We start from the raw sequence: 13,880 nt of genomic DNA on the forward strand, positions 1-13,880 counted from the left end.
AGCCAATCAGGCGAGCGCCTCCCCGGCAGGACCGAGGTCGAGGAACTGCGTCTCACCGTTGGCGTCGTCGAGGCCGTCGTTGTCGGTGACGACGTAGAGGTTGCCGTTGCCGGCGATCGCGAAGCCTTCGACCTTCTCCTGCACGAAGCCGTTGGTCGCAGCCAGATCGGGCAACAGGTCGCGCGCCAGCGTCTTCGGCAGCACCTCGGGCTTCTCGGCGGCGGAGGTGACGCCCCCGTTGGCGGGCATCGCCACGCGATAGATCGCCTTCACGCGGGCGTCGGGCCCGTTGAGCTTGTCGCGTTCGAGCACCAGCAGTGTCCCGTCGTGCATCTGGATCTCAGACAACCCGATCCAGTCACCGTCGACGTCGGTGGACTCCAGCTGGTAGCCGAACCATTCCCAGCGATCGCCGTCGGGGGTATAGCGGCCGATACGCACCACACCTTCCGGATCGCCTTTCACCTCCCGCTGCACGGCCACCCAGACGCTGTCGCCGTCGACGGCGACACCCTCGAGTCCCTGTCCGCCGAGTCCCGCGGCGACGTCGGCGGGCAACGGCACCCGCTTCTCGATCGCGCCGTCGGCGCCGACGTACACCAACTGGTTGCCGGGCCCCTCCTCGCCTTCGACGGCGAGCACGAATCCGCCTCCGGGCCTCGCCGATACGCCTTCGGTGTCGAGCGTGACGGGCTGTCCGTCCTCGGTGATGGTGAGCTCGGCGTCGATCAACGCGGGCTTCTGCGAGGCATCGACGCCGAGGATGCGCGCCGGGCCGTAGGCGTTGTCGGTGGCGGTGTAGAGGCGTTTCCCGTCGGCGGGGTCGGCGCTGAGCGCCCCGAGGGCGCCCCAGCCGATCGGCACACCGTCGATGTCGCCGGAGACGATGGACGGGAACGCGGGCTTGCCACCGCTCTGGGCGAACGACTCGCCGTAGCCGTAGACGCCGACCGACGCGCGGACCCGTTCTTCTGCGTCGTCGGCCTCCGAGGAGATCACCAGCAGGTCCCGCGACGGGATCGGCAGCAGACCCTCGGGTCCCGAGGTGGTCGGAAGGATCTGGCGGAATGCCGGTGCGGTCACGTCGCTGACGTCGTAGACCGCGACGAAGTTGCTGCGCTCGGAGGCGACCAATGCGACTGGGCGGCCGTCGATCTCGGTGATGGCCAGACCTTCGGGCTCGGGTCCCTTGGATTCGGCGCGGCCTTCGATGTGCAGGCCGGTACGCACCGCGAGTTGCTCGAAGGCATTGCCGGCGTCCCAGACGACCTCACCGGAGCCGGCGGCGAAGATGGTCCAGCCGCGGGTGCCGCCCTTCCAGTCGCCCTCGTTGGCGGTGGCGACGTGGTCGTCGCCGATCCAGCCGATGGCGTCGGGTTCGCGTGGCGTGTCGGGGATCGAACCGGTCTGGTCGAGCGTGCCGTCCTCGGCGGTGTCGATACCGGTGACGGATCGACCGCCGGCGCTGAACATCGTGGACACCGCACCGGTGCGGCCGTCGATGACGGCGACGCCGTTGTTCTCCTGCAGTGTCACGGCGACCTGGCCGCGGGAGTTGATGCTGACGTATTCGGGTTCGAGGTCCTCGGGGGTGTCCAGGCCGGCGGCGCGCGCCTGTGCGACGTCGAAGTCGACCCGGCGGGGCCGCCACGAGGTGGGCGCACCCTCGAGGTCGATGAACTGCATGAATCCCGTGGGCGTCTGCGGCAGGTCGCCTTCCTCGCCGCCTTGCGGGGTGAATTCCTCGTCGCGCTGGTTCTCCATCGCGATCGCGGCGAAGGACCCGTCGGGACTGATGGCGATGGAGTCGGGTTGGCCGCCGAGGTCGATGCTGTGCACGCGGGTGCGGTCGCTGACGCGGACGACGTCGACGCGACCCGACGGGTTGGGGAAGTCGCCGCCGGTGGTGTCGACGACGACGAGGACGAACTCGCCGACGGCGGCCACCGAGGTGGGCTGGTCGTCGGCGTCGCCGAGCTCGGTGAGCGAAAGCGTGCCGAGGCCAACGATGTTCGCCGGGTCGCGAACGTCGAGGAAGCCGATGCGTTTGCCTGCGGCGTCGGTGTAGATGACGGTGTTGCCGTCGGGGGTGACGGTGGAGATCTCGGCGACGGTCTCGGCGGCTGAATCTTCTGGGCGAGCTTCGGCACTTGGCTTGTTGAGATACACCGGGTAGGTGGCGGTGCGGTGGTAGCGCTGCGCGTCGGACAGGTTCCAGTCGATGGCCGAGGTGGCTCTCGGGGTGTCCGGGCGGGGCTGCTCGGGTGCGTCGTCGCTCTGGTTGGTGGAGCACGCCGCCAGCGTCAGTGCGGCGACCGTCGCGGCTGCCGTCGCTCGGCTCAGGTTCGAGGTCATCACGCGTCACTCTCTTCAGTTGTCCGACTGGGCCGAGTGAGCCTGGCCCGATCAGGTGAGCCGATGGGGCTTCTGGGGTGAACCCCGGGAAACGGGAGCGTGACGGGCGTCTGACATCACCCTCCTGCGTTCAGGCTGCGCTCGCGGCGACGACGACCGAGAAACGTCCGCCGCCAGCGCAGTCTGAACGGGAGGTTGGCCCGTCAGCGGCGGCGTCGTCGTCGACGGTCTCGGGGGTGAACCAGGCGCGACCGCCCGCGCTGAGCACGGCGTCGCCGGAGATCAGCGACATCGCGCTCCCCTTCGACGTTCGGTGTCGGCCGGACACCGTTCATCGTAGGGGCGACGGGTCTAGGCGCCGGCGTTCATCGGGGAACCGTGTTCGTGACGGGCCGGTCGCCCCAGCCCACCAGGTCGAGGAACGCGACCCCGGGGACGCCGTTGACGATCTCGTGAATGTGCGCGGGGAACGATAGCGGCGGCGCCTTCAGCGGGTTGGCCTTCGTTCCTTCGCCGATGAGGTCGGCGATGGCGTAACCCAGGTCGTGCCGCGGCCACGCGGCGTTGATCCGTTCGACGAGACTGCCTGGTAGCCGGTCCTTCTCGAGACCGTTGATGTCGAGGCTGATCCCGGAGAACGCGACGGAGTGTTCGGCGCCGAACCGGTCCGCCAGGCCGACGCTGGTGTGCAGCGCGATCGCCTGCCACACCGTGGTGGTCCGATCCTCGGCCACGCCGTTGTCGCGGAGAAACCGCACCGCGGCGTCGGCCCCGTCGACCTCGAAGCGCTGGTCGCCGCTGCCGTAGTCGGTGACGCCGAGGTCGTGCAGCAGGCAGGTGAGGAAGACGAGTTCGTCGTCGTAGTCGGTGCCGCTGCGAAGTCCGTTGGCGGCCGCGAGTTCACGCGCGAAGACGTAACTGCGGGCACAGTGGTTGGCGATGAATTCCGGGGATCACATCGAAGGCCAACTGCCATGCCGCCGAACAGATGTCGGTGTCCGGGAGGTCCCATGCGGCCAGCTCAGGGAGTTCGTTGTTCATGCGCCAAGCCTGCCGAAGCCGAGGCGCGCCCGACAGTGGCCAGATGGCCAACATGCGTCGGGATCTGGACACGTCACGACGCAGACGAGTACACCTCGTCGAGCGAGCGCTCTCGGAATGTGTTGCGGTAGCCCTGCGGCGAAACCCCGCTGAACCGGCGGAACTGTTCGCGGAAGTTCGCCGCGGACGTAAACCCGACCTCACGGCCGATGCGTTCGACACCGTCTGACGTGCGTTCGAGGAGTTCCTGCGCGTGGCGGACACGCACTCCGGCCACCCACTGCATCGGCGTCTGACCGGTTTCGGCCTGAAAGCGACGGTTGAGCGTGCGGATGCTCATCGCCGCCTGTTCGGCGATGTCGGCCAACGTCACGTCGCGATGGGCGTTCTGCTCGATCCAGGCCAGCACCGAATCCAGTTCGTTCTTCGCACCAATGCTGTTGGCGGGCCGCTGGTTACGGACGATGAACTGTGCCTGGCCGCCGCTGCGGTGCAGCGGCGCGACGGCGAGTTTGGCCGCGGTGGCGGCCGCTGCGGAGCCATGGTCCCGCTGCACCATGTACAGGCACAGGTCGAGACCGGCGGAGGCGCCGGCCGAGGTGAGTATCTGGCCTTCGTCGACGTAGAGCACATCGGGATCCAGTTGCACGGCAGGGAATTTCGCGCGGAAGAGGTCGGCGACGGCCCAGTGCGTGGTGGCCCGCCGGCCGTTGAGCAGGCCCGCGTCGGCCAGCAGGAAGGCGCCCGTGCAGATCGAGGCGATCCGCGTTCCGGCGGCATGAGCCGAGCGCAGCGCGGCGATCACGTCGGCGGGAGCGTCGGTGGCGAGGTCGTTGCGCCCGGGGACGATGATCGTGTCCGCGTCGGCGAGCGCCTCCAGACCGTGGTCGGTGCCGATACGGAACAGTCCCGCGTCGACCACCGGTTCGGTGCCGCACACCTGCACGCGATACCCGTGGCCGGCATGGGCAAGCGATGCTCTTCCGAACACCTCGACGGCGATGCTGAGGTCGAACGGGATCACATCGGGGAGGGCGAGAACGGCCACGCGGTGCACGCGACGAACCTACCAAAGCGTTTGGCCAGATCGTGACATGTCGCCGGGATATTGCCAAAAGGGGAACTTCTACCCCGTCCCGTACTCCAACGCGGGCTCCGCCGAATCCACACTCCCGTTGCTCGAGATCGTCAGCTGATCGGGCCGGACGTCGTAGCGTGCACCGTCGTCCGGGTTGACGGCCACGAATCCATCGCCGGAGCGAGTCGCGCCCTGCAGCTCGATGTTCGCGCCGTCGCGCAGACGCTCCCCGCGGTAGTAGTACTCCCCGCCCGATGTCTCGCACACCACCGCCAGCGACAGCGAGGTCCGGATCACCGCCGCCGGCGTGGAGCCCGAGTCGCAGCGCGCCGTGTGCCCGACGAAGCCTTGTGAATCCGTTCCCGACACCCCCGAGATCGGCTGCCCGCTCGGCGTCGTTGTGGTCGTGGTGCCCGGCTGCGTCGTCGACGACTCGGGCGGGGCGGCGAGCCTCGACTGCGGCGTCGACCCGGTGTCCCCACCGCTGAACACCAGCACCGCCGCCAGCACCAGCGCGGCGGTGAACATCACGATCGTCGCGACCACCAATGCCACCTGCCCCGGTCCGAGCTTCCTGGCCCCACGCTTGGGCGGTGGCGGCGCTGACGGCGGCGCGTAGGGCGCATAACCCGTCCCTGCCGGGTTCTGATACGCCGCCGAGAACTGCCGCGTCGACGGGGGCGCCACCGGAGCGACCGACGCGACTGGGGCCGGTGGCGCGTCGGGCGCCTGCTCGACCGCCGAGTCCGCCGCCCTCGCCAGGTCCCCGGCCGAGCGGTACCTGTCGCCCGGTGTCTTCGCCATCCCGCGCGCGATCACGTCGTCGAACGCCCGGGGAATCCCGCGCCGCATGATGCTCGGCCGCGGCGGCGGGGAGAACATGTGCGCACTCATCACCTGCCGCAGATCCGCCGCCTCGAACGGGGCCTTCCCCGTCAGCGACTCGTACAGCAGGCAGGCCAGCGAGTACACATCCGACGGCGGGCCGCCCCGCTCACCGCTGAACCGCTCGGGGGCCATGTAGGCACTCGACCCCACGACCAGGCCCGTCGACGTGACCGATGCCTCACCGCCGCCGTGCGCGATCCCGAAGTCGACCAGATACGCGAAGTCATCCGAGGTCAGCAGCACGTTCTCCGGCTTGATGTCCCGGTGCACCAGCCCGTTGGCGTGCGCGGCGTCCAGCGCCGACGCCACCTGCCGGATGATCGACACCGCCCGCGCCGGCCGCAGCGGGCCGTCCGCGCGCAGCACCTCCTTCAGGCTGGCGCCCTTCACCAGCCGCATGTCGATGTAGAGCACGCCGTCGATCTCGCCGAAGTTGTGGACCGGGATGACGTGGGGCTCCTGCAACCGGGCCGCCACCCGCGACTCCCGCCGGAAGCGCTCCTGGAAGCTGGGGTCGACCGCCACGTGCGGGCGCAGCAGCTTGATCGCCACCATTCGCTCCCGCTGGGTGTCGTAGGCGCTGTACACCTCGCCCATTCCCCCGACCCCGATCAGAGACCGCAGCTCGTAGGGCCCGAACCGGGTGCCCAGCCGAGCGTCGCTCTTCGGGGAACTCACATGCAATCCTTTCGTCCTCGAGCGCGTCGTAGCGCCGGCGCCGGGTAGGTTTCCCGCATCGCGCGGCGACCTAACCAACACTTGTTCACGTCAAGGATCTCAGCAACGGCGCAGCAGTTCACCCAGCTCGGCCTCGAACCGGTCGGCCAGGTCCCAGAGGTCGTCGACCAGCTGCGGACACGAGATGAGGCCGACGTTCAGCGTGTCACCCAGCGACATCACGGTGATGTTCAGGCCCGAGCCGTGAAAGATCGGGCCGAGCGGATACAGGGCCTTGATCTCCGCGCCGCAGGCGTACAGCGTGGTCGCCGGGCCCGCGACGTTGGAGATGACCACGTTGTGGATCGCCGTGTGGCTCAGCGGAGTGTGCGACGCCAGGCTCAGCATCCACCCGAACATGCCACGGGAGATCGCCTGGGCCAGGTCCACCACCAGGTTCGGGCCGAGGTCGGAACTGTGTTCCTTGGCGCGTGAGTCCGATTCGGCGATGGCGCGAAGCCGTTCCAGCGGATCGTCGATATCGGTGTGCAGATTGCAGAACATCCCGGAGAGCTGGTTGCGGCCTGGGCGGTCGGACTTGCCGTGCACCGAGGACGGCACCACGGCGATCAGCGGGTGTTCCGGCAGCTGGGCGCGGTCATGCAGGAAGTCGCGCAGTGCGCCCGCGCACAGTGCCATCACCACGTCGTTGACCTTGACGCCGCACTCGTCCTTGACCCGCTTGACGTCGTCCAAGGCCAGCTGCGCCAGCGCGATGCTGCGCTCCGAGGTCAGCTCCGCGTTGAAGGGCGTTGTCGGCGCGGTGAACGGAGCGGCCATGGCGGTGCCGGCGACCGCGCGGCTCACAGTCTTGATTACCGTCGACGCCGTCTCGGGAATCACCTTGGTCAGCTGCCACGGAAGGGTCAGGAACCGCAGGAGGCCGTCCGCCGCGATCCCCCACGGCGTCGCGTCTCCGGCGCCCTCGACGGGATCGCGGGGCGGGGCGTCGGGCTCCGGGTCGCACAGCTGGTCGAGCAGGTTGGCGGCCGACACCCCGTCGACCGCGGCGTGGTGCACCTTGATCATCAACGCGAGTCGATCACTGTCGGGTGCGTCGGCATCGGGCTCGAGGCCCTCGATCACCCACATCTCCCACAGCGGTTTGCTGCGGTCCAGCGGGGTCGACACGATGTGCGCACAGATGTCGGCGAGTTCGACACGCCCTCCCGGTGACGGGAGACCGATCCGATGCAGGTGCCGGGTCAGGTCGAAATTCTTGTCCTCCACCCACACCGGGTGGGCGAGGTTCAGCCGGCTGTCGGCGAGCTTCGCGCGCAACTCCGGCAGCGCACTCATGCGCGACCCCAGATCGCTGCTGAACTGCTCGAACGTGTAGCCACCCGGAACAGTCGAGGTGTCCAACTCGGCGATCGAGCACACATTCAGCGGCACCGCGGACGATTCGCTGTACAAGAGGCCGGCGTCGAGCCCGCTCAACCGCTCCATCCGTCCTCAATACCCCTGCCGACGGAATCGCGAAACCCCGCAGCGTCCCGTAGGTAACACTGAAGGGGTGCCACCTGCTGAGCCCGAGGGTCTGCGAGAACGCAAGAAGCTGAGGACGCGGATGGACATTCGCCGGGCAGCCTTCCGGCTGTTCAACGAGCAGGGATACAGCAACACCACGGTGGATCAGATCGCGAAGGCCGCCGACGTCTCCCCCCGCACGTTCTACCGCTACTTCGGGGTGAAGGAGGCGGTGCTGCTGTCGGACGATCAGATCGGGCCGATCGTGGAGGCGTTCATCGACGCTCCGCGGGATCTCCCGCCGGTGGCCGCCTACCGGCATGCCGTCGCGGCGGTGTTCGGCGCGTTCACCGAAGAGGAACGCGAGGACGCCATCGTGGGTCAGCGGATGATGTACGCGATCCCGGAGGCGCGGGGCCTGATCTACGCCGAGTACGTCCGGTTGATCGATCTCATCGCCGACGCGCTGCAGCGCCGGTCCGAGGAACCTGTCGACGCCGTCGAGCGACGTGTGATCGCCGGCGCGATCGTCGGGGTTCTGATCGCCGAGTCGCACAACACGCCGCTGCCCGAGGATGTGCTGCTGCGAGGACTCGACGTCCTGGCCGCCAAGCTCAAGTGAGCCTTTGCGTTGAGGCTCCCCCTTGCGTTGAGGCTGGGTTGACGGCGACGAAGTGCGAGACACGCTTGCCGCCAGCGCAGTATGAATGGCCGTCGAGCGGCGCTCGGCGAGCGCCGGCGCTCCGAGTGACCGAGAATGAGCCATGGGAAGCCCCGAGTTGAACGACGTGGCTTGGGATTTGGTCGACCACTGCCGCGCAGTTCTCACCATCGCCGAGCTCAACACCGCGTTCGTGCGGCTGGGTGTCGGCGATCACACAGAAGCCATGGTGATCGCTCTCAAATCCATGCTCCGCACCGGCGGGCCGCCCCTGCCCGCCCCCCTGGTCGACGCGCTGACACAGCTGAGCGAGGTTCACTTCTTCGACCAGGCGTTCCAGAACCTCGTCGCGGCGGTGACGCGGGCAGACGCCCATCGGCCGAGACAGTAGGCTTCCAACCCAATGCCGTCAGCCCGGCGACATACGCACGATGCGGAACACCGGGTAGTCGGCGGCGATCGCAGCGAAATCGGTGAGCGCAGCATGTCGGTCGACGGGAAAGTGCGGCCGTGCGCCGGGCGCGACGGCGCACCGTTCAGAATGCGCTCCCGGCGACGAATTGCGAGGAGCAATCGCCGCCTATGCAGTCTGAACGTCATGACTTGTCAGTGGCCCTTCGTATCGTCATCACATGGGCGGGGGACGATCGACATCAGACGGCGGTGCATTCGCCGTCATTTTCGTCATGCTGTTGGTGGTCGGCGTGGTCATCACGTACTTCTGGTGGATCGTCGGTGCGGGTGCATTGGTGGGTCTGTACTTCGTCGGCCGCGCCGTCGCGCGAGAGGTGCAGAAGCGCCGCGAGCTGGCCGAGCAGAAGGAATACGAACTCAAACGGCGCGCCGATCGCCAGCACCGGTGGCTGCTGACCGGCGACAGCCGCGGCATCTACGGCCAGCAGGGTGCGGCGGCGATGCGCGACGTGGCTCCGCAACCGTCGCTGCCCGACGGGGAAGACGCGCCGACGCAGAACCCCGCGCCGATCGCGAGACTGGCGGCGACCTCTGATGAGGTGGCGGCGCTGGTGAATGACAAGCCGGACGCGTGGGGGTGGGCGCTGTTCACGTCGATCCTGGTTCAGCGGACAACACCGCTGCTGCCTCGCCTGCGCGACAGCGAACTCGGCTTCAGCCCCGCGGCCACCACCCGGTTGTACACCGCTGCCGAGTTGGCAACCGCGGTCGTCGGACTCATCGACGACATGCTCTCGACCGCTCACCAACTGGACAGCTTCATGACCGCGCCGGCCTTCATGGCGTCCTTCTACGGCCCGGCCGATGGTGCACCCCCCGACGCCGAGGCGATCAAGCACATCGCACACCGGACGATGGACTACCACGACCGGTTTCTGGAGTTGTCGGAACGCTGCCGCAGCCTGTCGGCGCCGTCGGAGTACACCGACATCCTCGCCGATTGTGCACGGCTCCTTGACTTTCCGCTGCAGAGCTATCGCGAGTTCATCGGCGAATTGGTCGACGTGATCGAGTCGCTTCCGCAGGTGCTCCAGCATGCCACGGATGACGTGGACATGGGTGCCATCGTCCTCGACATCGACCTCGACGGCGACGGGCTGAGGTCGCGCATCTTCAAGCGACTGGATGCGATCAACCCGTCGCGTTGAGACGGCATCCACGGCGTCCTTTTCGCCAGAATCCCCGCCGCCACAGCAGCGCCAACGCGTGGCAGCGTCAGACCGGGATGTTCAGGCGCCGTGCAAGATCCGGTCCACCGACGGTGCGGATGAACTCGGGGTCGCCGCAGACGACGAGTTGATCGCGGGCGCGCGACAGCCCGACGTAGAGCCGTTCGCGGGAGCGTTCGAAGGCCGCGTCCTCGTTGACGACGAGCACCACGGCCCGACGCTCGAGCCCCTTGAACCCGAGCACGTGGCCGTAGAACACCTGCTCGGCGTCCCAGAAGCTGTCCCAGTACGCCGCACTGCCGGCGGCCTGACGTTCCTTCTGCTCGGGATGCCTTGTGCCGGTGGTGAGCAGCGCGACGTCTTCGGGGCGCCACCCCTGCTCGAGAAGCAGCTCGACCTCGTCGTCGCCGACCCCCATCGCCTCCTCGCGCGAGCAGGCCACGTACTTGACGGCAGGGCCCTCGCCGCCGAGGAACCGCATCGGGTGATCGACCAGCGGCTGAAACGCGTTGGCGATCTGGCGCGTGTTGCGCAGGTTGTGGTCGAGGATCAGCGGGACCAACGGCACCGGCGGCGACCCGTACCGACTGAACACCCGCTGACCTTCGTCGGTGAACAGATAGATGCCGCTGGTTTCCTCGTCCTTGAGCGCGGCCAGCAGCGGATCCCACCACGCGTCGGCGAAATCCTGGGCCTCGTCGACGACGATCGCGTCGAACCGGTGCCCGGGCTCGAGTTCGGCTGCCAGCTCGGCCATCTGGAGCGGCAGGTCGTGCTCCCAGAACTTGACCGTCTCCTCGTTGCGCAGGGATTCGTCGGGGCCTTCGGGCGCACCCCAGGTCTTGCCGAGGTCGTGGAACTCACCGACGTAGGCGGGTTGGTGGCGCCGGTTCCAGGTCGCGGTGATGCGCTCGAGGTAGGACGCCAGTCCGTGGGAGTAGCAGACCAGCGCGACGCGCTGACCGTCTCGGGCCAGCCGGCGGGCCTGCTCCATGGCCAGGAAGGTCTTGCCGCTGCCGGCACCGCCGCGGATCTCGACGCGGTGAATCAGCTTGATCGCGTCCAGGATGACGGACTGGTGTTCGGTGAGAACATCTGCGGCGTCTTCGTTTTCGAGTGCGCGGGCGACGACGCTGCGCTGCGGCAGGCCGCGTCCGCTCAGCGCCTCGTTCAGCTGGGCGATGCCGTCTCGGGTGAGCATCGGCCGCTCGAGCTTCTGAGCCAGCAGGACGTCGCGCAGTTTGGCGACCATGGTGGGCAGGTCGGTGCGGTCGATGACCTTCCAGCGCGGACACTCGGGCAGGGCGAAGCCCTCGGGAAGGTCGGTGTTCGGCAGGACGACGACGTGGTCCCAGCGCAGCCGGCCCTGACTCCACCGGGGATCCTTCTCGATGAAGTCTCGCAGCGCGTAGCACGCTTCGCGGGCCTGCCGGACGGGGTCGGCCCTGTGCTCGTGGCCTCGGCGCTTGACCCACCAGGTCTCGCCGTCGTGCCAGACCTCGCCGCCCTTGACCTCGAGGCAGACGATCCCGGCGCCCTCGATCGCGACGAAAAAGTCGACCTCGTGGTCCTTGAGGTGGTCGGTGACCCGCTTGCCCGGAATGACGAGGTCGCCGGGCTCGAGCTGGTCGATCAACAGCTGATAGACCCGGCGCTCGGCGCCGTTGGCCAGCCGCGGTGTCTCGGCGACGGTGATGGTCATGCGCCACTCCCCCTGTGTCGCGGTTGATGGTAGCGAGCAGGACCGACGTTCCGGGGCGCACTCGGACGTCGAGACTGCAGCCACGGCGGGGAAATCGTCGAAAACTCCACCGTCAGCGCAGCCTCGACGGGGCACCGGCTCGCCGGTCACCGCCAGATTGGTGTCATGACCGCCTTCCGCGGTCGCTTATGTTGGTAGCTGGTCTGGACACGCGAGGGAGGCAGTGGTGCTGGTCGATCCTGAGATGTTGAGGGCTTTCGCCGGTCAGGTGGCCACGGCCGGCAGTTTCGGCCGCATCGTCTGACCGTGTTGCCGTCCCGTTCCCGGCTCACGAGCTGGAACCCCGACGCGCTGGCCGTCACCGGTCCCGCAGTCACGTCTGCCGGCGAGAGCGTCGAACAGGCAGTGGACGTGATCAACACCAATCTCGAGATCATGCCCGAAACCCGGTCGTGGGAGGGCCCGGCCCACGACGCGGCGTCAAAGATGTTCGACCGCGCGCACACCCACGCGTCCGAGTTCGGCGACTACACCGCCGCGATCGGGAATGCGTTACGTGACAGCGCGACGTCTCTGGGCGCGGCGCGAACCGCGCTGTTGAACAAGGCCGACGAGATCGACTCCGCTGAGCTGCAGGTGACGGAGCAGTGGGTGGTGCTGATCAAACCGGCGCCGATGTCTGCCGAGAAGGTTGCGTCGCTGATGGAAAAGGTGGCGTCCGAGCAGGCCATCGTCAACGAGTTGTTGCTGGCCGTCGGAGACGCCGACGACGCCACCGCCGACAGGTTGATCGCCGCCGCAAAACCGTTCGGGTTTGTCGCACCCAATCCGGACGGACTGTGCGGCATGATGCTTCCCGGAGTGCAGAGACCCGAGGACGAGGTGCCCAATCCGCGCGACCCGCTGGGCCTGTTCCAGCAGTCGGTGATGCGCGGTGAAGACATGGCCGTCACCGTGCGCGACACCAAGGAGGAGATCGTCAACGGCGACGAGTTCCGCAAGACACTCATCATGCAGGACGGCAGCAGGCACGTCATCTGGGAGTACGGTCCGCCGGAGTACCCCACCGTCAGCCACATGCACTACGACACCAAAGGAGACGTCATATCCAGCACGATGTCCTGGACCACGATCGAGGGGATCCACAACACCGAGATCGAATGGGCCGACGGCACGATCTTCAAGGCCACGGAAACCCCGGACGGTGTCCGCACGGCCGGCTTCACGTTGCCCGACGGTCGCCACGGGTGCTTCCGGCGGACAATCCGTTCTTCACCGGCCCGGTACCGGCGACGGTCAGTAGCGCGCTGACGGGGTTGGACGCCCACGTCGGCCGCGGCGGCAGGTTGCCGATGGTGTCGATGGACGCGACGGAGACCATCGGCAAGGGCGCCAAGTTCGGCGGCCCCGCGGTCAGCATCATGAGTTCGATCTACTCGGTGGCCGCGGCCGAGACGCCGTATGACCGCTGCGTGACGGGGTTCGCGGGCAGCTTCGGAGTGGTGGGCGAGGTCGCCGGGGCAGCCGGTGGCGGCTTCGTCGCAGGATCAGTAGTGGCTCCTATCCCGGGTGCGCAGGTGGTCATGGTTCCTGCCGGCGCTGTCGGCGGCTCCATGCTCGTCGGCGGATGGATGGAGTCACTCGGCGCGAAGGTCGGGGAGCGATTTTGTCAGTAGAGAAACTGCCTGCTCCTTCGAACTGGAAGCGACGAGTTTGGCTCACAACCTTTGGCCTTCTGATATTCATCGGCGGCGCCATTCAAGGCCTCGTTCTGATAGCAATTGCCATCAGCCGCAACGACTTCCTCGCCGCCGTCGTTGCCGGCGGTTGGGCAATGTTCTTTCTTGGCATGCTCGCCGGCATCGCCGTCGGCTGGCTCCGATCGGAGCAACGCGTTGGCGCCATCGAGCAGTCCGGTGTCACGTTCCGCCCGGATCCGCTCGCGCCCTGGCTCATCGGGTGCAGCTTCCTTGCATCCGGTTTCACCCTATTGTTCCGTAACCGCGAGGGTGACGAGCTTCCCTTTTCTTCGGTGGATCGTGCTCGCGAACCGATTCTCCTATTAGCACTGTTCATCTTTGCCGTAATGGGCCTGGCTGTGATTATCGCCCGCGGACGTGGCTACTTTCGATTGACTCCTACCGGGATCGAGAACACCGAGCTTTTCCGCATCGACACAGCGACCTGGGACGACGTCACAGCGATCACCGACACTGCTCCGCAAAAGCCTAGATGAGTGATTCCAAGGGTGTGGCTGGTGTGGCGCGTGTGATTTGAGGCAGAGGGTGCCCAGACTCGATGTTGCTAACCCAACTCGAGCCGGGA

At 67.5% G+C, this 13,880-nt stretch carries 14 protein-coding genes; 6 read left to right on the top strand and 8 right to left on the bottom strand.

The genetic code is table 11. The features are described from left to right. Window positions 1-6: 6 nt before the first annotated feature. From H7I57_RS15295 to H7I57_RS15320, 7 genes are all read right to left on the bottom strand, one after another. Window positions 7-2,355, bottom strand: a complete 2,349-nt coding sequence (locus tag H7I57_RS15295) for an esterase-like activity of phytase family protein (RefSeq protein WP_264024406.1) — start codon at window positions 2,353-2,355, stop codon at window positions 7-9. Between the two features lie 130 nt (window positions 2,356-2,485). Further along, complete coding sequence (locus H7I57_RS15300; RefSeq protein WP_264024407.1) at window positions 2,486-2,647, bottom strand: hypothetical protein; 162 nt, start codon at window positions 2,645-2,647, stop codon at window positions 2,486-2,488. 73 nt (window positions 2,648-2,720) lie between these two features. Beyond that, the gene (locus H7I57_RS15305) at window positions 2,721-3,296 is read right to left on the bottom strand and encodes an HD domain-containing protein (protein ID WP_308204367.1); all 576 of its coding nucleotides are present in this window, start codon (window positions 3,294-3,296) and stop codon (window positions 2,721-2,723) included. Continuing rightward, window positions 3,256-3,396: a hypothetical protein gene (locus H7I57_RS33505; protein ID WP_308204365.1), complete on the bottom strand. Its 141-nt coding sequence runs from the start codon at window positions 3,394-3,396 to the stop codon at window positions 3,256-3,258. Before H7I57_RS33505 ends, H7I57_RS15305 begins: the two co-directional genes overlap by 41 nt. Window positions 3,397-3,469: 73 nt before the next feature. Continuing rightward, entirely contained in the window at window positions 3,470-4,453 is a 984-nt protein-coding gene (locus H7I57_RS15310) for a GlxA family transcriptional regulator (RefSeq protein WP_264024408.1), read from the bottom strand. A 69-nt stretch (window positions 4,454-4,522) separates the two neighbouring features. Beyond that, window positions 4,523-6,040, bottom strand: coding sequence for a serine/threonine-protein kinase (locus tag H7I57_RS15315; RefSeq protein WP_264024409.1), 1,518 nt, complete (start codon window positions 6,038-6,040; stop codon window positions 4,523-4,525). A gap of 99 nt (window positions 6,041-6,139) precedes the next feature. After that, window positions 6,140-7,528: a WS/DGAT/MGAT family O-acyltransferase gene (locus tag H7I57_RS15320; protein ID WP_264024410.1), complete on the bottom strand. Its 1,389-nt coding sequence runs from the start codon at window positions 7,526-7,528 to the stop codon at window positions 6,140-6,142. Between the two features lie 121 nt (window positions 7,529-7,649). Between H7I57_RS15320 and H7I57_RS15325 the strand changes: the two genes are divergently transcribed. From H7I57_RS15325 to H7I57_RS15335, 3 genes are all read left to right on the top strand, one after another. Further along, window positions 7,650-8,171 carry a TetR family transcriptional regulator gene (locus H7I57_RS15325; RefSeq protein ID WP_264024433.1) on the top strand — a complete coding sequence of 174 codons (522 nt, stop codon included), beginning with the start codon at window positions 7,650-7,652 and terminating at the stop codon, window positions 8,169-8,171. Between the two features lie 142 nt (window positions 8,172-8,313). Continuing rightward, complete coding sequence (locus H7I57_RS15330) at window positions 8,314-8,601, top strand: hypothetical protein (protein WP_264024411.1); 288 nt, start codon at window positions 8,314-8,316, stop codon at window positions 8,599-8,601. 241 nt (window positions 8,602-8,842) lie between these two features. Continuing rightward, window positions 8,843-9,832 carry a hypothetical protein gene (locus H7I57_RS15335; RefSeq protein WP_264024412.1) on the top strand — a complete coding sequence of 330 codons (990 nt, stop codon included), beginning with the start codon at window positions 8,843-8,845 and terminating at the stop codon, window positions 9,830-9,832. 67 nt (window positions 9,833-9,899) lie between these two features. Here the strand turns inward: H7I57_RS15335 and H7I57_RS15340 are convergent, their stop codons facing one another. Beyond that, entirely contained in the window at window positions 9,900-11,555 is a 1,656-nt protein-coding gene (locus H7I57_RS15340; RefSeq protein ID WP_264024413.1) for a nuclease-related domain-containing DEAD/DEAH box helicase, read from the bottom strand. 306 nt (window positions 11,556-11,861) lie between these two features. On the opposite strand from H7I57_RS15340, the gene H7I57_RS15345 reads away from it, so the two are divergent. From H7I57_RS15345 to H7I57_RS15355, 3 genes are read left to right on the top strand one after another with little or no spacing between them, the layout of a single operon-like run. Beyond that, complete coding sequence (locus tag H7I57_RS15345; protein WP_264024414.1) at window positions 11,862-12,866, top strand: WXG100 family type VII secretion target; 1,005 nt, start codon at window positions 11,862-11,864, stop codon at window positions 12,864-12,866. Next, window positions 12,803-13,231, top strand: a complete 429-nt coding sequence (locus H7I57_RS15350; protein WP_264024415.1) for a hypothetical protein — start codon at window positions 12,803-12,805, stop codon at window positions 13,229-13,231. Before H7I57_RS15345 ends, H7I57_RS15350 begins: the two co-directional genes overlap by 64 nt. Further along, on the top strand, window positions 13,222-13,791 hold the full coding sequence (locus tag H7I57_RS15355) for a hypothetical protein (RefSeq protein WP_264024417.1): 570 nt from the start codon (window positions 13,222-13,224) through the stop codon (window positions 13,789-13,791). The genes H7I57_RS15350 and H7I57_RS15355 overlap by 10 nt, the downstream gene beginning before the upstream one ends. The last annotated feature ends 89 nt before the right edge of the window (window positions 13,792-13,880 follow it).

It is taken from the genome of Mycolicibacterium pyrenivorans, from assembly GCF_025821625.1.
Lineage (GTDB): Bacteria > Actinomycetota > Actinomycetes > Mycobacteriales > Mycobacteriaceae > Mycobacterium > Mycobacterium pyrenivorans.